General features: G+C 61.1%; 18 protein-coding genes. 9 read left to right on the top strand and 9 right to left on the bottom strand.

Annotation, left to right across the window (positions count from 1 at the left end):
* Positions 1 to 12: 12 nt before the first annotated feature.
* From pta to ACX80D_RS01200, 3 genes are read left to right on the top strand one after another with little or no spacing between them, the layout of a single operon-like run.
* Positions 13 to 2,151: a phosphate acetyltransferase gene (gene pta, locus ACX80D_RS01190; RefSeq protein ID WP_459320894.1), complete on the top strand. Its 2,139-nt coding sequence runs from the start codon at positions 13 to 15 to the stop codon at positions 2,149 to 2,151.
* The gene (locus ACX80D_RS01195; RefSeq protein WP_459320709.1) at positions 2,151 to 3,290 is read left to right on the top strand and encodes an acetate kinase; all 1,140 of its coding nucleotides are present in this window, start codon (positions 2,151 to 2,153) and stop codon (positions 3,288 to 3,290) included. Before pta ends, ACX80D_RS01195 begins: the two co-directional genes overlap by 1 nt.
* A gap of 9 nt (positions 3,291 to 3,299) precedes the next feature.
* Positions 3,300 to 3,863 carry a GNAT family N-acetyltransferase gene (locus ACX80D_RS01200; protein ID WP_459320710.1) on the top strand — a complete coding sequence of 188 codons (564 nt, stop codon included), beginning with the start codon at positions 3,300 to 3,302 and terminating at the stop codon, positions 3,861 to 3,863.
* Between the two features lie 159 nt (positions 3,864 to 4,022).
* Here the strand turns inward: ACX80D_RS01200 and ACX80D_RS01205 are convergent, their stop codons facing one another.
* The 5 genes from ACX80D_RS01205 to ACX80D_RS01225 form a co-directional block, all read right to left on the bottom strand.
* Positions 4,023 to 6,200 (bottom strand): S9 family peptidase, encoded by a 2,178-nt coding sequence (locus ACX80D_RS01205; RefSeq protein ID WP_459320711.1) that lies wholly within the window; start codon positions 6,198 to 6,200, stop codon positions 4,023 to 4,025.
* A 217-nt stretch (positions 6,201 to 6,417) separates the two neighbouring features.
* Positions 6,418 to 7,161 carry a hypothetical protein gene (locus ACX80D_RS01210; protein WP_459320712.1) on the bottom strand — a complete coding sequence of 248 codons (744 nt, stop codon included), beginning with the start codon at positions 7,159 to 7,161 and terminating at the stop codon, positions 6,418 to 6,420.
* A complete protein-coding gene (locus tag ACX80D_RS01215) occupies positions 7,158 to 7,505 on the bottom strand; it encodes a PadR family transcriptional regulator (RefSeq protein WP_459320713.1) in 348 nt (115 codons plus the stop codon). The genes ACX80D_RS01210 and ACX80D_RS01215 overlap by 4 nt, the downstream gene beginning before the upstream one ends.
* 114 nt (positions 7,506 to 7,619) lie before the next feature.
* Entirely contained in the window at positions 7,620 to 8,453 is an 834-nt protein-coding gene (locus tag ACX80D_RS01220) for an SDR family oxidoreductase (protein ID WP_459320714.1), read from the bottom strand.
* Positions 8,450 to 10,177 carry an FAD-binding oxidoreductase gene (locus tag ACX80D_RS01225; protein ID WP_459320715.1) on the bottom strand — a complete coding sequence of 576 codons (1,728 nt, stop codon included), beginning with the start codon at positions 10,175 to 10,177 and terminating at the stop codon, positions 8,450 to 8,452. Before ACX80D_RS01225 ends, ACX80D_RS01220 begins: the two co-directional genes overlap by 4 nt.
* Positions 10,178 to 10,194: 17 nt before the next feature.
* On the opposite strand from ACX80D_RS01225, the gene ACX80D_RS01230 reads away from it, so the two are divergent.
* From ACX80D_RS01230 to ACX80D_RS01240, 3 genes are read left to right on the top strand one after another with little or no spacing between them, the layout of a single operon-like run.
* Complete coding sequence (locus ACX80D_RS01230; protein ID WP_459320716.1) at positions 10,195 to 10,815, top strand: TetR/AcrR family transcriptional regulator; 621 nt, start codon at positions 10,195 to 10,197, stop codon at positions 10,813 to 10,815.
* On the top strand, positions 10,812 to 12,428 hold the full coding sequence (locus tag ACX80D_RS01235; protein WP_459320717.1) for a glycerol-3-phosphate dehydrogenase/oxidase: 1,617 nt from the start codon (positions 10,812 to 10,814) through the stop codon (positions 12,426 to 12,428). The genes ACX80D_RS01230 and ACX80D_RS01235 overlap by 4 nt, the downstream gene beginning before the upstream one ends.
* Positions 12,425 to 13,327: a diacylglycerol/lipid kinase family protein gene (locus tag ACX80D_RS01240; protein WP_459320718.1), complete on the top strand. Its 903-nt coding sequence runs from the start codon at positions 12,425 to 12,427 to the stop codon at positions 13,325 to 13,327. The genes ACX80D_RS01235 and ACX80D_RS01240 overlap by 4 nt, the downstream gene beginning before the upstream one ends.
* Positions 13,328 to 13,358: 31 nt before the next feature.
* Here ACX80D_RS01240 and ACX80D_RS01245 read toward each other — a convergent pair whose 3' ends face one another.
* Complete coding sequence (locus ACX80D_RS01245) at positions 13,359 to 13,934, bottom strand: hypothetical protein (RefSeq protein WP_459320720.1); 576 nt, start codon at positions 13,932 to 13,934, stop codon at positions 13,359 to 13,361.
* Positions 13,935 to 14,104: 170 nt separating this feature from the next.
* Here ACX80D_RS01245 and ACX80D_RS01250 point away from each other — a divergent pair, with 170 nt between their 5' ends.
* Positions 14,105 to 14,836 (top strand): MBL fold metallo-hydrolase, encoded by a 732-nt coding sequence (locus tag ACX80D_RS01250; protein ID WP_459320721.1) that lies wholly within the window; start codon positions 14,105 to 14,107, stop codon positions 14,834 to 14,836.
* A 191-nt stretch (positions 14,837 to 15,027) separates the two neighbouring features.
* Here the strand turns inward: ACX80D_RS01250 and ACX80D_RS01255 are convergent, their stop codons facing one another.
* Complete coding sequence (locus ACX80D_RS01255) at positions 15,028 to 15,606, bottom strand: PIN domain-containing protein (protein WP_459320722.1); 579 nt, start codon at positions 15,604 to 15,606, stop codon at positions 15,028 to 15,030.
* A gap of 14 nt (positions 15,607 to 15,620) precedes the next feature.
* A complete protein-coding gene (locus ACX80D_RS01260) occupies positions 15,621 to 16,148 on the bottom strand; it encodes a helix-turn-helix domain-containing protein (protein WP_459320723.1) in 528 nt (175 codons plus the stop codon).
* 216 nt (positions 16,149 to 16,364) lie between these two features.
* Here ACX80D_RS01260 and ACX80D_RS01265 point away from each other — a divergent pair, with 216 nt between their 5' ends.
* A complete protein-coding gene (locus tag ACX80D_RS01265; RefSeq protein WP_459320724.1) occupies positions 16,365 to 17,561 on the top strand; it encodes an MFS transporter in 1,197 nt (398 codons plus the stop codon).
* Positions 17,562 to 17,612: 51 nt separating this feature from the next.
* Here ACX80D_RS01265 and ACX80D_RS01270 read toward each other — a convergent pair whose 3' ends face one another.
* On the bottom strand, positions 17,613 to 18,503 hold the full coding sequence (locus ACX80D_RS01270) for a phosphatase PAP2 family protein (protein WP_459320725.1): 891 nt from the start codon (positions 18,501 to 18,503) through the stop codon (positions 17,613 to 17,615).
* 59 nt (positions 18,504 to 18,562) lie between these two features.
* Here ACX80D_RS01270 and ACX80D_RS01275 point away from each other — a divergent pair, with 59 nt between their 5' ends.
* Complete coding sequence (locus ACX80D_RS01275) at positions 18,563 to 19,537, top strand: o-succinylbenzoate synthase (RefSeq protein WP_459320726.1); 975 nt, start codon at positions 18,563 to 18,565, stop codon at positions 19,535 to 19,537.
* Positions 19,538 to 19,618 lie beyond the last annotated feature (81 nt).

Raw genomic sequence — 19,618 nt, forward strand, 5'->3', positions numbered from 1 at the left:
CGAAAAATGACCATGTCCAGTGGAATTTATGTCAGTGCAACTACTCCCGGCTCGGGAAAAACGTTGGTGTCCTTAGGATTGGCCGACGCCTTGCACAGGCGCGCGGATCGGATTGGCTTCTTCCGGCCCATCACCTCTGCCGCGGATCCGGAAAAAGATCCCACCGTGGCCATGTTGCGCCGCATGTACAACATGGATGAGCAGGTCTGCCGTGCCGGTATGACCAGTGCCGAGGCACGCATGCTCTTAGCTACTGGACGGCGTGAAGAAATCGATGCCCGCGCTGTGGAAATCTTTAGTGATATCTCCAAACATGCCGATGTCATCATCGTTGAGGGTACCGATCTCACCGGCCAAGATGCTGCCGTGGAATTCGATCTCAATGCCCGGCTGGCCAACAATCTGGGGCTGCCCATGCTGGCTGTTGTTGGCGCTCGCGGACTGAGCCCGCAGGAGATCGCAGACGCCGTCGATGTGGCCCGCAAGGAGCTGGTCTCGGAAAATTGCTCGTTGCTGGCCATGATGGTCAACCGCGCTGAGCCGGCGGATATGGACGCCATCACCGCCGCCATCCGGCCCGGCCACAGCCACCGCCCCGTCTACGTGCTCCCCGAAATCGCTGAGATTTCCCGGCCCACCGTGGGAGAGGTTGCCTCATCGTTGAAGTTGCGTCTGATGGCTGGCAGTTCTGAGCTGGAGCGCGATATTCATGCCATTAAAGTCGCCGCCATGACAGTGGGCAATTTCCTGAGCCAGCTCGAGGCCAACGATCTGGTGATTGTCCCCGGGGATCGTGCCGATGTCATGGTGGCCACGCTGGCCTCCGCGTTCTCGCCTGAATTTCCTGTCCCTAGCGGCATGGTCTTGACCGGCGGCCTCGCCCCGGATCCGCATGTGCTCCCTTTCCTGGCGCATGCTCCCTTCCCTGTTTTTGCGTACGACGTCGACACCTTCAGTGCCGCTACTGCGATCAGTGAGGTGCGCAGCGAGATCCATACGGGACAGCGGCGCAAGATTGCTGCCGCCATGGGTGCCTGGGCTCGCACCGTGGATGAAGCTGAGTTACTGGACCGGCTCACGCTGCCCCGGCCAGCCACCATGACACCACTGCGATTCCTGCACGAGTTGATTGAGAGGGCCCGCAGCGAGCGCAAGCATATTGTGCTGCCCGAGGGCAGTGACTCCCGGGTGCTGGCGGCAGCTGAGATCCTGCACCGCCGTGATGTGTGTGAGCTGACCATTCTTGGTTCGGCGGCTGCCGTCGAGGAGCTGGCCGCGTCCCACGGTATTGACTTGAGTGGTATCAGCATTGTTGATCCGGCTACCTCTGACCTGCGGGAATCCTTCGCCGTGGAGTACCAGCGGCTGCGCGCTCACAAGGGTGTTGACCTGGCAAAGGCTCGTGAGGTCATGCTGGACGGATCCTACTTTGGAACCATGATGGTCCAGCTCGGTCACCTAGACGGTATGGTCTCCGGCGCTGCCCACACTACTGCCAACACCATCCGCCCGGCCTTGGAATTTGTGAAGACCCGGCCCGGGGTGAACATTGTGTCCTCGGTATTCTTGATGCTGTTGGCGGACAGGGTCCTGGTGTACGGCGACTGCGCAGTTAACCCAGAACCCAACGAGGAGCAGCTGGCAGATATTGCCATTGCCTCCGCGGCCACAGCGGCTCAATTTGGTGTGGAGCCGCGTATTGCCATGCTCTCTTACTCCACAGGCGGGTCCGGATCCGGTGAAGCCGTGGACGAGGTTCGCCGCGCCACCGAACTGGCACGCGCTGCCCGTCCAGACTTGGCGATCGAAGGTCCCATTCAGTACGACGCTGCTGTGGACGCCTCCATTGCCGCTTCCAAATTGCCGGCCTCGACCGTTGCGGGGCAGGCCACGGTATTCATCTTCCCGGATCTGAACACCGGCAATAACACCTATAAAGCGGTACAACAGTCCTCGGGAGCCGTGGCCGTGGGACCTGTTTTGCAGGGATTGAACAAGCCCATCAACGATCTCTCCCGCGGCTGCACTGTGGAAGACATTGTGAACACCGTGGCCATCACCGCCATCCAGGCCCAGAGCGTAGCTACTGAGGCTGCAGTTTCGGAAAGTTCAGCCCCCGGCACCTCAACCACAGAAGCGAAGGATTCCTAATGCGCGTGCTCGTCATCAACTCCGGTTCTTCTTCCTTGAAGTATCAGGTGCGGGACACCGACACTAATGAGGTTGCAGCCAATGGCCTCATTGATCGCATCGGTGAGGGGGCTGGTGGACCTGCCGATCATGGTGAAGCCATGAATCAGGTAGCGGCCGCGCTGGAAGGTGAGTTGGCGCAGAAGCCCCTGGACGCCGTCGGACATCGAGTGGTCCATGGTGGGGAACGATTCAGCGAGCCGGTCCTGATCAACAACGAAATTACGCGCGCCATTGAGCGGCTCAATCCGCTTGCTCCGCTGCACAATCCGGCCAATGTCCTGGGTATTCGCGCCATCACGGCGAAATGGCCCGCCATGCCGCAGGTGGCAGTTTTCGATACCGCTTTCCACCGCACCCTGCCCGAGCACGCGTGGCGTTATGCGGTGCCGGATGAGCTGTACCGCCAGTACGGGATCCGGCGCTACGGCTTTCACGGCACCTCGCACCAGTTCGTGACCGGGCGAGCGGCGGAGCTGCTGAATATCCCTGTGGAGGAATTCAATGCTGTGGTGGCGCACCTCGGCAACGGCGTTTCCCTCACCGCTATCCAAGGTGGTGCCAGTATTGACACATCCATGGGATTCACGCCGTTGGAGGGGCTGGTAATGGGTACTCGCAGCGGCGATGTGGACCCGTCCATCTTGGTCTTCTTGCAGCGCCAGGGCCTCTCCGCAGACGACATTGACTCCATGCTGAACAAGGATTCCGGACTCAAGGCGCTCGCCGGCAACAATGATATGCGCGCCATTGTTGAGTCAGCTGCCGCCGGGGATCAGCGCGCCCGCGTGGCTTTGGACATCACCTCGTACCGGTTGGCGAAGTATATTGGCGGCTACCATGTGGCGGTGGGCGGGGCGCAAGCACTGGTGTTTACAGCTGGCATTGGCGAGAATTCAGCCGATTTCCGGGCCCTCGTTGCCTCACGTTTGGGTGCGCTGGGTGTGAAGCTCGACGACGCAGCGAACCTGGTGCGCTCAGCTGACCCCCGGGTGATCAGCGCCCCGGATTCACTCATTCCGGTGCTGGTGGTTCCCACGGACGAAGAGCAGGCGATCGCGGAGGCGACGGCCGCCGTCGTACTTAATTCACTGAAGTAGGCTCATGCCATGGTAGAAATTCCGTATCCGCTCACCACCGAGCGTCTGGTTTTGCGGCGCTTTAGTACTGCGGATCTTGACGCGTATTACGATTACCAGCGGCTGGAAGAGACCGCCCGGTATTTGTACGGGGAGGCTCGCAGCTACGCCCAATGCATGGCGAGAATTGCCCGCTATGTTGAGGAGCCCTTTGACGAGCCGGGCCATTGGGCAACCTTCGCCGTGGAGCTTGCCGGCCAGCCAGGTCTTATCGGTGAGATGGCGTTGAAATGGAATGAGGGCGGCAAACCCGAGGGCACGGCGCCGCAGCGTTTTGGCGAAATTGGTTGGACCATGGCCCCGGCTGCCCAAGGTAAAGGCTACGCCACCGAGGCCGCGCGGGCCGTACTTACTTTGGCTATGGAGCAGTTGGATTTCTACCGTGTGGAAGCCCGGCTTGACGCCAGGAACACGGCGTCGGCCGGGATTTGCGAACGGTTAGGCATGCAGCGCGAGGGAGTGCTGCGCAACAACATGTACCTGAAGGGCGAATGGACCTCTGAGGCCGTTTACGCCGTGGTGCGCGGAGCCTAAATAGCGTTGTGTAGCGCCTGCGCCCAAAAATCGCCGAGTCTAAAATTCGATGTGACAGTAGCTGTTGATGTTTTTCGAAAACATCAACAGCTACTGTCACATCGATTCCGTGGCTACAGATTCTGTGGCCATAGATTCCGTGGGTTGGCGAGTGCGTGGTTAGCGCAGCTCGGTGGCGCCGATCGCATCCGCTAAGAACGCGTAGTCCCAGGCGCGGGTCTTCCAGCCTTCGTAACGGCCGGACGCGCCGCCGTGGCCGCCATCCATCTCGATCTTCATGACAATCGGTTCGCTTCCGGTGGCTACTGCGCGCAGTTCCTGCACCCACTTGGCCGGTTCAACGTACAGCACGCGGGTGTCGTTGAAGCTGGTGACGGCGGCGATCTTCGGGTAAGCCACGGACCTCACGTTCTCGTAGGGCGTGTATTCCTTCATGTATTTGTACACGGCCGGATTGGTGATGGGGTTGCCCCACTCCTCCCACTCCAGGGCGGAGAGCGGCAGCTCCGGATCCAAAATGGTGGTCAGTGCGTCCACGAAAGGCACCTGCGCCACGATGGCCGCATATTTTTCCGGGGCTAGGTTTGCCACGGCTCCCATTAGCAGCCCACCGGCCGAACCGCCCATGGCCGCAATGCGTGCCGGATCAACCCAGCCTGAGTCCGCCAGCCAATCCGTGGCGGCCACAAAGTCCGTGAACGTGTTCTTCTTGTTCAGCTTCTTGCCGTTTTCGTACCAAGGGCGGCCCATCTCGCCACCGCCGCGCACATGCGCAATCACAAAGACCACGCCGCGATCCAGCAGTGAGAGCCGCGGTACGCCAAAGCCCGGGTCCATGCTCATCTCATAGGAGCCGTAACCGTAGATCACGCCAGCGTTGTTGCCGTCGCGTGGCAGATCAGCCCGGCGCAGCACCGAGAGTGGAACCAGGGTTCCGTCCGGGGCCGTGGCCCATTCGCGCGTGGCGACATAATCCTCGGAGCGGTAACCGCCCAGCACGGGGGTTTCCTTGCGCAACAGCAGCTCGCCGCCGCCCTCGCCAACCGGCAGCACGTAATCGTAAACGCGTGGCGGCGTGAAATCTGAGGTGTACACCAGCCGGATGACGGGGGATTCGTACTCGCTGCCGCCCATCGAAGCCGTGTACAACTCCTCATCAAAGACAGGTTCGACGGCGGCCGCCTGCGCCGCAGTCCCCAAGCCTTCCAGCTCGGTCACCTGAACGCTCTCGATGGTGTTCTTGCGCAGCGAAACCACCATGTGGGTGGCGGTGACGGAGGCGCCGTTGATACGCACGGCAGGATCGTGCGCCACAACGGTGGCCCACGTCTGCTCGGCCACAGGCTTGGAGAACTCCGCGGCGTCAACCAAGGAAATCATGGAGTTGACGGCGTCACGGTCATGAGTGAGGAGAACCTTTTCGGTTCCGTCGAGAAGGAAGGGTTCGGCGTCGTACAAGATCTCGGCGCTGCGGGGGATGAGTACCTGCAGGCCCTTTTCAGGGGCGGCGAAGTCCAGAAGGCGGGTTTCGCTGAATTCTGAGCAGCCGATGCTGATCATGAGGTGGCGGCGGTCGGCGGAGAGGTCGAAGCCGGTCCACATGGCCACATCGTCCTCCTGGTAGAGGACCTGATCGCTCTCTACCGGGGTGCCGAGGATGTGGGTTTTTACTTGGTGGGGACGCCAGGAATCGTCGGCCAGCATGTAGTAAAGCGTGCTGCCGTCGGGGGAGAAGGCTAGGCCGTAGAAGACGTTCTCGATGGTGTCTTCCAGGAGTTCGCCGGTGCGCAGATCCTTGATGCGGACCGTGAAGAGCTCGTCTCCGGCGTTGTCCACGGCGTAGGCGTAGAGGTTGCCGTCGCGGGTGACGGCGGCGCCGCCAATCGAGAAGAACGGCTGGCCTTCGGCTTCGAGGTTGCCATCGAGGATGATTTGCTCGCCTGGGACATCCACGCCGGGCTCAACGAGTGGGGGAGTCCAATCATCGAGTGTGCCGTTGCTTTCGGCGCGGACGCGGCACTGGATTCCATAGGCCTTACCCTCCACCATGCGACCGTAGTACCACCAGCCGTCCTTGCGGCTAGGTACCGAGAGATCTGTTTCTTGCGTGCGGTTTTTGATTTCGTTGAAGATGTCCGTGCGCAGCTGTTCCTGCCCGGCCGTGACGGCGTCGGTGTAGGCCTGCTCGGCGTTTAGATGCGCCACAACCTCCGGGTTTTCCTTCTCGCGAAGCCACTCGTAGTTGTCCACAAAGGTGTCGCTGTGGTGGGTGCGCTCCACGGGGACCTTCTTGGCAATGGGGGGAGTTAGGGTTGCTGCGGCATCGGAAGTCGTCATGATTCCACTCTAGCGAGGAGGCTTCCGGGAGTGCAGACGAAGGCAGGCGGCTATGCCAAGAGCGGAGCGCCGTCGACTCCAGACCCCTCGAGTGCGCAGATAACGTACGCTTCTGACCGTTTCCGGTCTCTTACCGTACGTTATCTGCGCACTCGCCGAAGGGTTGGGCCGAAGCGCGGCGCAGTGGCTGTCACCCGCGGGCTGGCCAGCGGCCCGCTTAGGCGCGCAACGCCGTCGTCAATCCCCAAAGAACAAGTGCGGCCAAGGGGAACATCCACTGCACCACCACATCCCCAACCCGGGAGAGTATATTCCGGCGTCGCGACGTGGCGGCGTCTTCCATGGGATCGCGCAGCCGCTCATCTGGACTGCGCAGGACGCTGATGGTGCCAATGATGGAGACCGCCAGTAACAGCACACTACTGGCGAGGAGAATCGGTGCAGGGTTCAGCGACAGCCACGCTTCGGCGCTGGATTTGGGCGCCAGAGCTGCGGCCACGAGTGCACTGGCCATGCCCACGGTAATGGCCAGGTACAGGGGCCACATGTGTTTGACGCCGTGGCGCAGATATAGGGGCAGGGCCATCACGAGCGCCAGCGGAACCAGCAGTAACAGCAATTGTGAGACGTGCAGATCTAAGGTTTTCTCAGCGGCCCACGGAGTGATAGTGAGGTTGAAAACCATGAATCCAACAAGGCCAAATCCGCTCCGTATGATGGTTTTCCGGGTCTCACCGGCGGGGGCAGTGGGCAGATCAAGAGTCTGAGCGTACTGCTGCGGGGAACCGAATTCCGCCTCCGGTGTCTGCCCGGAATCGGCCACAAATTCCTGTACTGAGGCGAGCGTGTCACCGATCGCAGCACCGGTGACATTGCGGAATCGCAACTCAACAGTCAGTTCATCGAGCCAATTCTGAGTGGCCTTGCTGACGGCTGTTGTGGTGTCTTTGTCAGTTTTCATGATGCTTCCCCCGTGAGTAAGTTATTGGTGACTGCGGCGAACTGCTGCCAGTGCAGACGCTGCCGTGCCAGCTCTGAGCGGCCGGCCTCGGTGAGTGAAAAGTACTTGCGCCCGGGGCCTGCGGTGCCAGCCTGCCAATCGGTGCTCACCCAGCCAGCTGTCTCGAAGCGGGTCAGCAAAGGGTAGAGCGTACCGCCCTTGATTTGGCCCAGCCCGGAATCGGCCAGCGTACTGGTGATGGCATATCCGTACGATCTGCCACTGTCCAGTACCTGCAGCACGCTCAAGCCCAGCACGGCGCGCAGCCAGTCGCTGGGCCAAGAGGTGGTTTCTTCCGAAGTCATAACTAGATTGTCTGATTAACTAGTCAGGCTGTCAAACATGTTGTTGGGGGAGGGGAGGGTTGTCGGCGAGTACGGCGGGGTGGCCCTATTCTCCGGTTCCTTGCTTCTGAATCGCTACTTTCGTCCGGTGAAGTGTTCCATGGACTTGTAGACACCAAACACGCGCCCGGCCACCACATCCCAGGCCGCGATGGGCAGGATCCCACGCAGCGCGGTACTCAGTTTCACCGTCCACGGCATCATGAGCATGGGGGTACCTTCCTTCATGGCGCGCCAGACGCGTTCGGTGACGGCGGTTGGTTCCATGAGCGGGGTCATGAGTGGGCCGCGAGCCCCCTCGAACATCCCCGTCTTAATGTAGGAGGGGCAAAACGTTGTCACCTTGATGTGGTGATGGCCAGCCTGCTTCAACTCCAGCCGCAGTGAATCGCTCCAGCCGATCACCGCCCATTTCGAGGATGAATAGACACTCATCCTCGGATTGGCGAGCAGCCCGGCGGCCGAGGCAACGTTGACGATCCTACTGGTCCGGCCGCCGTCGATCATGGCTGGCAGGAACTCGCGGGTGATGTGCATCAGGGCCAGTGAGTTGATCGCCATAGTGGCGGCAATATCGCTGCGCTGATCGTGCTCCCAAAAGTACTTTCCACGCACAATCCCGGCATTGTTGATGAGAATATCCGGGGTCCCGACCTCGGTACGGACCTTCTGCGCGGCCTCCTCGATTGCCTCGAGCTTGCTGACATCCACCACGTAGCTGTGGATTTGGGTGCCGCGACCGCTCAGTTCTGTAACGGCCGACGCCAGCAATTCGGTGTTGATATCCCACAGGATCACATGCGCGGCGTGGTCTTGAACGGCCAGATGCGCGTACATTTTGCCCATCCCCATGGCGGCTCCGGTAATCAGAACGGTGGCATTGGAGAGGGACTCGATGGTGGCGTTCATGGGCGCTCCTTGGCGGCAGGAATGGTGGCGGGAAGAGTATCGGGATGTGCTGCGGGAGAAGACGACTGGCTCGGGATGAGCTTGCCCGGATTCATGATGCCCTCGGGATCCAAAGCGTCCTTGATGGACTTGAGAACCTTGATGCCAAGGTCACCGATTTCAGCACCAAGGTAGGGGGCGTGATCGGCCCCTACTGCGTGGTGGTGGGTGATGGTGGCGCCGGCCGCGACGATGGCACGCGAGGCGGCTTCCTTGACTCGGGCATTTTGCGCCAGGCCATCCTCCTCCAGGCCCGAGAGGAACGTGAAGTACAGCGAAGCGCCGTCGGCGTAGATATGAGAGATGTGAGTTTGCACGTGGGCCGCGGCGCCGTGTTCCCCGAGCGCGTCCAAGATCGTCTGGCGAACAGAGCGGTAAGTGTCCTCGATGCGGCTCCAGGTGGCGGCCGTTTCAAGGGTCTCCACGTAGACGCCCCGGGTCAATAATTCATCGCGCAGGTACGGGCCGCTGAACCGCCCGTGCTCCCAGGATTTTCCGGGCAGTGGCCCCAGTGGGATGCCGCCAGCCTGGCGCAGGATCCGGGCGCTGCGCCGCCGTCGGGCTCGAATCTGAGCAGCCGGTCCTTCCCAGACGAAGAGCCCCAGAGCGGGAGTATTTTGTCCGCGAACCGAGAGGTAGCGAGAGAGGGCGCCGGTCTTCCAGCCGCCCAGTTTGAAGGTCGACGCCGTTTCATCCGTGTCGCTCAAACGGCACACATGCGGCATGTCCCCGCGGGCGCCGAGGTGCCTGAGTTGGTGCATGGCTTGGGCGCCTGCCGCAAATGACGGGAAGGACCATGCCCCGTACACCTTGTCTTCTGGTGCTGCGGCGACCTTTAGTGTGGTGCTGGTGATGACACCCAACGTACCTTCACTGCCAACCACCACGTCGAGCAGTTTGGGCCCAGCGGCCGTGCCGGGCGCGGAAGAACCAGCGTCAAAGGGCCCCATGGGCGTTTCGAGATGGACGGATTTGACCAGTTCGTCAGAGCGGCCGTAACCGGTGGAGGACTGCCCGGAGGATCGCGTAGCTACGTAGCCGCCCAGCGTTGCCTCTTGGTGACTTTGCGGAAAATGTCCTAGCGTCAACCCATGCGGGGCAAGGGCAGCTTCGATGGCCGGGCCCCTAATGCCAGCCTCGAAGCTCGCCGTGCGGGACAGCGGATCAACATGCAGCAGCCGGTTCATGCGCCGCATGTCAAGGGTGATGACGCCATTAAAGCGCCCGCGCAACGGCTCCACCCCGCCAACCACAGAAGTGCCACCGCCAAAAGTTACCACTGCCAATCTGTGCTCCACACACAGGGCTAGGATTTTTCGTACCTCGTCAGCGCTGCCCGGAAAGACGACCGCGTCGGGCGCGTCCACGGCATCCCCGGCACGTCGCCGCAGGAGGTCTGGGGTGCTCTTTCCGCCGGCGTGGAGAATCCGTTCTGTCGCATCGTTCGCAACGTGCTCGTCGCCCGTAATGGCGCGCAGTTCAGCCAGCACCTCGTCACTGAGGGAAGCAGGCCCCACGCGCACCTCGGACAAATCAACAGGTGGGTGGACGGCTGCAACACTAACCAGTCCAAGGGTGGTGCGCAGAAATTCCAGCGCGCTGGGAGCCAGGGGGGTTGCGCGGGTGGGGTCTCCCCAGCCATACCAAACTGACGGGGAAATTTCCTCTGTGAGATGTGTCACCATGGGATACAGTGTGACACATGATGTCACAACGTACCAGTCCGCAAGTTGACGAAAAGTTGCTCATCGCCATCCGGGACTCCGTGGTGCTCCACGGTGTTAGGCGCACCACGGCCAACGACATTGCCGAACGCGCCGGCATTTCCCGTATGACGTTCTATCGCCGTATGGGCTCCGTTGAGAATGCCGTGTTGGCGGCCTTGACCCAGGAGTTCCGTTCCTACACCGGCGCCGTGCTGACAGAAGCACCGGCTGGCACAGGGCGTGAACAGCTGGTGCACTTCGCCGTGGAGAGTGTGCGCGTCTTTGCCACCTCAGAATTGCTCGGATCAATCGCCGAACGCGATCCGGAGTTCCTGATCCCCTATGTCGCCGACAGATTCGGGGCTAGCCAGCAGATCATTCTCGAGCAGCTGCATGCATTGCTAGACGCCGGAGCCGCCGACGGCAGTGTTGAGTCCGCGGCAGGATCGGCAGCTACCCTATTGCTCGCTGTGCAGGGAGTTGCGCTGTCCTCGCGGTTGCTCCTGAAAATGGGTACCTTCGATGATTCCCTGACGGAACTGCGGAAGATGCTGGAACGCTACCTAACACCGCAAGAGACCGCGAAAGTCGCTGCCAACAATGAGAAAAAGGCATGACCATGGAAGCTAGAGGCAAACAAACGGGCAAGAACCCAGCCGCGCAAGAGAAACCCAACCCCAGCTGGATCAATGACCTCACCCGCCAGCGATCGCTGGAGTACCTGAGCGAGCACACCGTGGATGTTGCCGTGGTGGGCGGCGGCATCACCGGAGTGGGTGTTGCCCTAGATGCCGTGAGCCGAGGCCTGAGTGTTGCGTTGATTGAGAGCGGTGATCTGGCCTCCGGAACCAGCGGCTACAGTTCCAAGCTCATCCACGGAGGGCTGCGCTATCTGGCAAAAATGGACTTCCCTGTCGCCTGGGAATCTGCTGTTGAGCGGCGCTGGCTTATGAGCAAGATTGCCCCGCATCTGGTGCAGCCGCTCGCTTTTGTTATCCCCGATGCCCGCAGGTCCAGTGCCTGGGAAGGCTTGGCGGCCGGTGCCGGCGTGGTCATCTATGACGTGCTGCGCAGGCTTTCCGGACTAGGCAGTGCTGTGCTGCCGCGCCCACAACTGTTGTCCCGACAAGCCGTCGGGGCCCTGGTGCCGGGGCTGGAGGAGAAGGCGTTGCGCCGTGGATATTTGTATTGGGACGGGCAAGTGGTGGACGATGCCCGGCTGGTGATCGGCATCGCCCGGACTGCCGCCGGGCTGGGCGCGCACATTCTGCGTGATGTGAGGGCCACTGCTATGACGGCGGAAACTGTTGAAGCGCTCGATGCCAGGACCGGGGCGCCGGTGTCCATCCGGGCCCGGGTAGTGGTGAATGCCACCGGTGTGTGGGCCGCCGATTTCGAGCCGCAGCTGACCATGACTCCCAGCCGGGGGACGCACTTGGTGGTCCGCGCCGAACGGCTGGGCAATCCGCACGCCGCGCACACAGTGGCCGTGCCGGGACACTTTGGCCGGTACGTTTTTGTACTGCCGCAGCCGGACGGTCTTGTCTACATTGGCCTCACCGACGAGGAGGACCACGGGGCGGACGGGCACCATCCCCAAGTTCCAGAGCACGACGTCGATTTCCTCCTTGAGATTGTCAACACCACTTTGGCGGTGCCCCTGACGCGCGATGACGTAGTTGGTTCTTTTGCCGGGTTGCGGCCGCTGGTGCGACTTGCGCACGCTGGGGATGAAACCGCCGATATTTCCCGCCAGCACCTGGTCCGGGATGTTCCAGGCCAGCCCATCACCGTGGTGGGTGGGAAGATGACCACCTACCGGCGCATGGCCCAAGACGCGGTCGACGCCGTGACGGCTCGCCTAGGGATTGTGGCCCCCTGCCGGACCAAGGCCTTGCCGCTGGTGGGGGCCGCGTCTGCCCAGGAGCTGCGTAGGGTTGACGCCCCGGCCCGGCTAGTTGCTAAGTACGGTACCGAGGCCACCGCAGTTAAGGCACTTGAGTTGGCTGATCCGCGGCTTGCAGCGACCCTGTTCGAGGGGACTGCAATCACCGGCGCGGAGTTGCTGTTCGCAGTCCAGGCGGAAGGGGCCAGTAGCGTAGACGATCTTCTGGAGCGGAGAACCCGGCTCGCATTCGTTCCCTCAGATGCACAGCTGGCACGTGGCCCGGCAGCGGATATTCTGGCGCTCGCAGGGTCGATTGCTTCGGCCGAAGGAACAAACAAGTGAGCGCGGCATCTGGTGGCAACGCCCTGCTGCTGGTCAACCCGACGTCGGGCCGCGGCCGCGGATTGCGGCTGCTGAAACGGACAGCCCAAGCGCTCCGAGACGCGGGCTTCCGCCTTGAGATTTCAGTGACCTCCAGCATGGCCGATGCCACCGAGCAAGCTCGTGCCGCGGCACCGGGCAGCCTGGTGGCGGTCTTGGGCGGCGATGGGTTTCTTGGGGCCGCAGCCGCCGGGGCACGTGAGTCGGGCGCCGTCGTGCTTCCCCTGGCTGGAGGGCGAGGAAATGACACAGTTCGGCGGCTGGGGCTGGCGCTGGACCCGGTTAAAGCGGTTCAGGGCCTGGAGAAGTTAGCCGTGCGGGAACTCGATTTTGGTCTCGCCAACGGCCGTCCCTATCTGGGCGTCGCCAACGCCGGCTTCGACGGTCTCGCCACAGAATATGGCAACAACACAAGACTGAATCTGGGACCGTTTATCTATCTGTATGGCGGAATCAGGGCCTTCCTGGACTGGAAGAACGTGACCTTCACCGTGTCCGTAGATGGCAAAGAGAGCAGCTTCCCAGGCTGGCTCGTCGCCGTCGGAAACGTTGGCCAATATGGGGGAGGGCTGCGCATCACCCCACGGGCCAAGGCCGACGACGGCCGGCTTGACGTAGTCTCGCTGGGCCGCGCCACAATCCTCGGGGTGGCAGCCACCTATCTGCGCTCCTACAGGGGTAGTCATCTGGGGCAGCGCAACGTCACCTTTACCCGGGGAAGTGTGGTGAAAATCAGTGCCAGTAAACCGTTGAATCTCTATGCCGACGGCGAGTTGGTGGCAGCGTTGCCCGCACTCCTGGAAGTGCTGCCTAAGGCCGTGAAGTTCCTAGTTCCTGCCGACTCGCAGGCGCTAAGCTAAGCCGGATCCACCCGGCGCAGGGGCAGGAAATTTACCCCGCGGGTGTGGGAGAAGTTGCGGCAGAACGGCGGCGGGCGGCGAAGGGCCAGGCAACGGTCAGCACGCCAAGTACCACCATGATGAATGCTTCGCCGGGGATATCAAAGATGCGCAGGAGCACGGCCGCGGCCAGATATGGCAGGGCTGCCAACTTCAAGGGCGTGTGCTTGAGCCGGCTGCCCCAAGCAAAGAGCAGGAGCGCAAAGAACAGGCTCAGTTCAAAACGTGCCGACCACTCGACGAAGAAGAAGATGGCACCCACAATTACTAAGACTCCGGCCGCCGAGGTGGTCTGCCGCCGGGCCTCCGCCCCGTCCGTGCCGGTTTTCTTACTGAAGGAGAGCGGCAGCCAAATCAGGGCTGCGCAAATAGCGGGAAGCAGCGGTGTCAAAAAGAATACGGGGGCGCTGATGGTGGCAGGATCGCCCGCGCCCAGAAACAGCATCAGTGCCGAAAGTAGGGCGCCGAGGCCGGCAGCCATGAAGACCAGCCCGCTCACCGCCGGCGCTTCTTGAACTGCAACGGCGGATTCGGCAGCCTCGGCCCGGAGTGTGTGGTGATTCTTCATACCTCCATCGTCCCAGCTTTTTTGAGTGCCAGAATGCACTCACCAGTCAGTTCAGAGGACGGGTACCTTCGGGCAGGGCGCCGTCACCAAGGCGAATGAGAACTCAGCGGCTGCGCTGGTTTCGCCTGTGATCTCGATGGATATCACTCGATAAAGGCTAGGGTCGGAACATGACAAAGCAGCCGGTAAATCAGTGGCGCAAGCTCGGCGATGGAACGTACATGATGGCCAGTAATGCCTCCCGGGCGCTGGTCAACATTGGGCTGGTGATCGGCAGCGAGCGTGCCCTGCTCATCGACACCGGCTGCGGGCCCCGCCACGCCACTGAAATCCTCGCCGCGGTGCGCGCGCTGACACCCTTACCTCTAGTCATTGCTAACACTCACGCCCACTGGGACCATTTCTTCGGCAACGCCGTCTTCCGTGATGAACGCGCCGCGGACGACGCCGGCATCCAGTTTTGGGCGCACGCCTCCGCCGCGCGGGACATGGCTGAGACGGGGGAGTCCCAGCGTGGAGAGGTCGTGGGCCCGGAACCTGAGATGGCTGCCGGGATCGGACCGGGGACAGAAATTGTGCTGCCCACTCATCTGCTTCGTCATGATTCAATGGTGCTCGAGCTGGGCAGAATCAGCGTGGAGTTGTTTTGTCTGGGACGTGGTCATACCGACGGGGATCTCATGGTGGGTGCCCCCGGTGTGCTCTTTGCCGGCGACGTGTTGGAAGAAGGCGCCGCACCGCAATTTGAGGATTCGTTCCCGAGCGAGTGGGCGCACGTTCTACGCACCCTAGGCGGCATGGGTGAACAGTATCCGGTCATGGTGCCAGGTCACGGCCAACCGGTGGACGCATCCTTTGCCGCAGAACTGGCCCGCACCGTGGAATTGGGTCCGGCCAGCTAGGCCGTTCCATTCAGTGGGGCAGTAACTCAGCGACCCAGAGGTACAGGGTGGTGGGGGGACTCTATGTTTTTCGTCGAGGGGTTGGGCCGTGGCCGGACAGAAGGATGGCTTTACCGCTTCCCACCCATGACGCAGCGATGGACCAAACACGAAGGTAGGAACGGTCGGGCAGGGGTTCCCAAAAGTTGGGTTTAGAGGATGTTTCTGATGAGGTCTGTGGATGCGTTCAGTTGGTAGATACGGTCGAGTTTGTCGAGAATTTCTAGGGGTGTTTCTTTTGCCCCGACTTTGCCTGTGCGATTCGACATGGCCTGGATGGCGGCGAGGCCGAGTTCGGGTCGCACGGCAACTGTTTCGTATGCGAAATCTTGAACGCTGGTGATCTGGATTTCTGGAGGAATTTTGTCGTCTGGGAAATCACGGAAGTTGTCGGTGACGATGCATCCCGCGCCGCCAACAACGGCTGCGGCAAGCACATGCTCATCGTCGGGGTCTGGCAGGCCGTATGTGCCTTCCAGGCCCTCCCAGCCTTTTACGATGGAATCGTTGAAGTGCAGACGCATCTGAGCTGCCAAATTCTGCGCTTTCTGTCGTGCAACCTCTTGGCTATCGCCGCGTTTGATTCTTTTCAGTTCTTCGTTTACTTCAACCTCACTGAGGATAGCTTCGCTGAAGATGAACCGGTAGGACCCTTCGAAGGCTAGTGACAGCAAGAAGTCGCGTTGAGCGCTTGGCCAAATCACGCAGCTGTCTAGGAGGGCGATAAACATGCCCCATTCTGGCACTATTTTGCTGCGCGCCTGCGTCGTCCAGCTTCTGCTCGAGCTTCCTTCATGCTGGCGATAGCTAGTTCAGGGCTTTCGTCCTCCACAGTTCCTAAGGAATCGAGCGCAGAGTATTGCTCTTTTCTTCGGATTTCCTTGAACTCTAGAATGTCTACTAGTTTGACGCGACGATGAGTTCCAGGCTTCTCGAAGGGAATTTTTCCGGTGTCTAGTAGCTGGACAACAGTAGGTCGAGATACACCCAATAGTTCTGCTGCTTGCTGTGTTGTGAGGGTCATCGAGCGCGGAGTAAGAGATACTGCCTGGCCCTTGCGCATTGCTTCCACTGCCTTAACAAGCACTTCGTATATTTCGAAGGGGAGCTCAACTTGGTCACCCGGTGTGGCTCCCGAGAGAAAAAATTGGGGCTTGAGGGCGGTGCCATTCTTCTTCTTCTTATGGGCTTCGATGAAGTTGTAGAGCTCACCGGACTCTTGGGCCTCTGGCGGTGCAAAGAACGTTTCTTTTGTTGCGGCGTTCGTACTCATGCCGAATCTCACCTTTCGTTATCAGTTTTCGTTTTCTTCGTTTTAAGGGAGCATAACGCGTCAGCGTCCGAGCGTCCAATTTTTTGCTGCCGGCACCCGCCGAAGGAATGCGATGTTCGCAGAGACTCATCCCGCCTGCACGCTCACGCCCTTGGCGTTGTCCACGGCCAAGGGGGCGGCAGGGATACCGCTTCCCACAGGGCTACAGTGGTGAGAGTGAAAAAGTCCGCGCACCCCGGCGATTTCAGCCTCTGGTCCATTGCAGTTCCCGCTTTCGGGCCATCGCTGCTCTTTGGTATTGGCGAAGGCGCAATCTTGCCCATCATTCCGCTCACTGCTCGTGACATGGGCTCGTCTCTGGCGGGTGCCGCTTTGGTGGTGGCGTTGATTGGGATTGGCTCCCTGGCCAGCAACATTCCTGCGTCCTTGCTCACCGCCAAATTTGGTGAGCGGAAGGGCATGGTTGGGGCGGCGCTGCTCAGCATAGTGGCTCTACTGTTGTGTGTTTTTGCCGCCGATTTGTGGCTCTTTGCAGTGGGTGTTTTGCTGATCGGGGCGGCGTCCGCCGTATTCAACTTGGCCAGACAGAGCTACCTTACTGAGGCTGTTCCCCCGCTCATGCGCGCCCGAGCCATGTCCACGCTGGGCGGTGTGGGGCGGATCGGACTCTTTGCCGGACCTTTCATCGGGGCCCTGGCCATTCACCTAGTGGGATTGGCTGGTGCATATTGGGTGGCGGTTGTGGCCGTCGCGGCAGCCGGAACACTGGCTTGGTGGCTACCTGATTTGGTCAGTGATAAGTCCGAAAAGCTCACAGGACCAGCGCCAACGTTGCGTTCTTTGGTGACCGCGCATCGCCAGCTTCTCTTGACGGTGGGAGTCGGGATCTTGTTGGTCAGCGCGGTGCGCTCAGCCCGGCAAGTGGTGGTGCCATTGTGGGCCGATAACCTCGGGCTGAGCCCGGCCGCAACCTCCCTCATCTACGGGCTGTCCGGCGCCATTGACATGTTGATTTTTTATCCTGCCGGCAAAGTCATGGATAAGAAGGGACGTAGCTGGGTAGCCATCCCGTCCATGGTGCTCATGGGCGTTGCCCTCTTGCTGATGCCTTTGACCACCGGTGCCGTAGCTCTGCTGCTGGTGGCGTTGTTGATTGGATTTGGCAACGGCATTGGTTCGGGTCTCATCATGACCCTTGGCGCCGACTACGCACCGCGACAGGGCCGGGCCCAATTCTTGGGCTTGTGGCGCTTCATGTCCGATCTTGGAGGTTCCAGTGGACCCGCCATCCTGGCTGGTCTGACCGCGGCCATCTCACTGTCATTCGGGATCGCGGCCACAGGCGTCTTAGGGCTCGCCGCCGCAGCAGTTCTGGGGTATTTCATTCCCCGAAACCGGGTCATCCAGCGCTAAGTCTTCTAAGCGTGCAGAACCTCAGTGCGCAGTCTCCTGACGTGCAGAACGCTACTTCCGGCGTCGTACGGGCAAAGTCAGCAATAGAGTTCCCGCAACGGTCAAACCATAGCCGCCCACCACAATTTGGCCCACGCCAGCCAAGAAGAATTTGGAGCTGCTCGTGGCGTCGGGTGCTGATAATTGCCACAGGATCAAGGCCACTGCGAGTCCGGAAACTAGCGTCAAAATGGCCGTGGTCAAAACCCAGCCGCGGCCCGACGCCCAGTGCATCTCAGAGCCCAGCCACACATTCCACCGGGGTCCAGTCCGCAAGATCGCCAACGCCGCTATCGAGGTCCAGAACGCCACAATGAAGAACGCCGCGAGGACATCTGCGGGGCGGTGCCACTGGTTGATCAGGGTGGAAATGCCGGCCAAAATGGCGTAGCTGCCGCCCACAAAAGCCGCAGCAGGCCGCCACCTCGGGGAGACCACCAAGAACACGGCCGCGGCGGCGCTGGCAGCGATGGTGCTGTGGCCCGAGGGCAGGGAGTTCAGGGCAAGCGTGGGCACGCCCAGATCCGGGCGATCGGGCAGCCCCGTCTTGATCAGCTGCGTGGATAAATTAGCGGCAATCATCGCGGCCAGAGCGATCCCGGCAGCCTTCCAACGACGTCTCGCCAGCGTGATAAAAAGAACCACCACCGCCGCCAAAACCACGGAAGTGAGGGGCAAATAGTCCAGCACCTTGGCTGCCTGGGTACCGATTCGCGCCTGGGCCACGGCGGCCTCCACCAAGGCAGATTCATCAATAAATTGGCCGGTGGTGGTGTTCACGAAGAAGCGATAACTCAAGATGAAGCCGGTCAAACTAATGATTGCGGCGAACACAAAAGGCCACGCCGGGATGCGTTTGGGGGCGGTACCACCAGTGCGGTGTTGGTCAGCGTGGGTTCTCATTGACTCTAGGTTCCCACAGATTCATGGGAGCTCGCTGACCACCGAGGTACAGTGAAATCATGCTCACCGTCCCGCCGCTGGAAGATATTCTTGCCACCGCCCATGTTGTTGCCTTGCCCATGAACGTGAAATTCCGTGGTGTTTTACTTCGCGAAGTGATGGTCTTTTGTGGTCCTGCCGGCTGGGCTGAGTTTTCTCCCTTTATCGAGTATGACGACGTCGAGTCCGCCCGGTGGTTGGCCTCGGCTTTGGAGGCTGGCTGGGTTGGGTACCCAGAGGCGGTGCGTGACTGGGTTCCGGTCAATGCCACAGTTCCTGCCGTGTCCGCTGAGCAGGTGCCTTCCGTATTGGCGGCTTTTGACGCGGTACATACGGTGAAGATCAAGGTGGCCGAGGCCGGGCAATCGCTCAGTGAAGACGCTGCCCGAGTTGGCGCAGTGCGGCATGCACTGCCAGATGCCAAGATCCGTATTGATGCCAATGGTGCCTGGGATGTGGACCAGGCTGTGCAAGCACTGCGCGAACTTTCCGCGTTCGGGCTCGAATACGCTGAACAGCCCGTGTCCACTATCGCCGAGATGGCCGCCGTTCGCCGGGCGATGAACGGCTCGGTGCTGATCGCCGCGGATGAAAGTGTCCGCAAAGCCACCGACCCCCTCGCCGTGGCCCGCGCGGGGGCGGCCGATCTCTTGGTCATCAAGGCTGCGCCCTTGGGTGGTGTGCGCCGGGCTTTGGAGATTGTGGCAGAAGCAGGGCTGCCCGCTGTGGTGAGCTCGGCCCTGGATTCCTCGGTGGGCATCCGTACGGGGGTGGCGCTCGCCGCTGCGCTGCCTGAACTTCCTTACGCCTGTGGGCTGGGCACAGTTTCACTCATGGCCGGCGATGTTACGGAGCCAAGCCTGGTGGCCGTGGACGGCGGTATTTGTCCGCGCGACGTGGTGGCCAATCCCGAACTTTTGGAACGCTTTGCCGCGCCCGCGGAGCGCCGCGATTGGTGGCTGGAACGCCTGCGCCGCTGCCACGCGCTGTTGTAGCCGCTGCCCCGCGCCCCGTTTCCGACCGCGAGTCCTCACATATGGCCCCTTAAATCGTGCGGAAGGGGCCAAATCTGAGGA

It is taken from the genome of Arthrobacter sp. Sr24 (assembly GCF_054511175.1).

Bases quoted from the DNA above. Each gene is read 5' to 3' on its own strand.
- pta (WP_459320894.1), top strand. From the start codon at position 13: ATGTCCAGTGGAATTTATGTCAGTGCAACTACTCCCGGCTCGGGAAAA.
- ACX80D_RS01195 (WP_459320709.1), top strand. From the start codon at position 2,151: ATGCGCGTGCTCGTCATCAACTCCGGTTCTTCTTCCTTGAAGTATCAG.
- ACX80D_RS01200 (WP_459320710.1), top strand. From the start codon at position 3,300: ATGGTAGAAATTCCGTATCCGCTCACCACCGAGCGTCTGGTTTTGCGG.
- ACX80D_RS01205 (WP_459320711.1), bottom strand. From the start codon at position 6,200: ATGACGACTTCCGATGCCGCAGCAACCCTAACTCCCCCCATTGCCAAG.
- ACX80D_RS01210 (WP_459320712.1), bottom strand. From the start codon at position 7,161: ATGAAAACTGACAAAGACACCACAACAGCCGTCAGCAAGGCCACTCAG.
- ACX80D_RS01215 (WP_459320713.1), bottom strand. From the start codon at position 7,505: ATGACTTCGGAAGAAACCACCTCTTGGCCCAGCGACTGGCTGCGCGCC.
- ACX80D_RS01220 (WP_459320714.1), bottom strand. From the start codon at position 8,453: ATGAACGCCACCATCGAGTCCCTCTCCAATGCCACCGTTCTGATTACC.
- ACX80D_RS01225 (WP_459320715.1), bottom strand. From the start codon at position 10,177: ATGGTGACACATCTCACAGAGGAAATTTCCCCGTCAGTTTGGTATGGC.
- ACX80D_RS01230 (WP_459320716.1), top strand. From the start codon at position 10,195: ATGATGTCACAACGTACCAGTCCGCAAGTTGACGAAAAGTTGCTCATC.
- ACX80D_RS01235 (WP_459320717.1), top strand. From the start codon at position 10,812: ATGACCATGGAAGCTAGAGGCAAACAAACGGGCAAGAACCCAGCCGCG.
- ACX80D_RS01245 (WP_459320720.1), bottom strand. From the start codon at position 13,934: ATGAAGAATCACCACACACTCCGGGCCGAGGCTGCCGAATCCGCCGTT.
- ACX80D_RS01250 (WP_459320721.1), top strand. From the start codon at position 14,105: ATGACAAAGCAGCCGGTAAATCAGTGGCGCAAGCTCGGCGATGGAACG.
- ACX80D_RS01255 (WP_459320722.1), bottom strand. From the start codon at position 15,606: ATGTTTATCGCCCTCCTAGACAGCTGCGTGATTTGGCCAAGCGCTCAA.
- ACX80D_RS01260 (WP_459320723.1), bottom strand. From the start codon at position 16,148: ATGAGTACGAACGCCGCAACAAAAGAAACGTTCTTTGCACCGCCAGAG.
- ACX80D_RS01270 (WP_459320725.1), bottom strand. From the start codon at position 18,503: ATGAGAACCCACGCTGACCAACACCGCACTGGTGGTACCGCCCCCAAA.
- ACX80D_RS01275 (WP_459320726.1), top strand. From the start codon at position 18,563: ATGCTCACCGTCCCGCCGCTGGAAGATATTCTTGCCACCGCCCATGTT.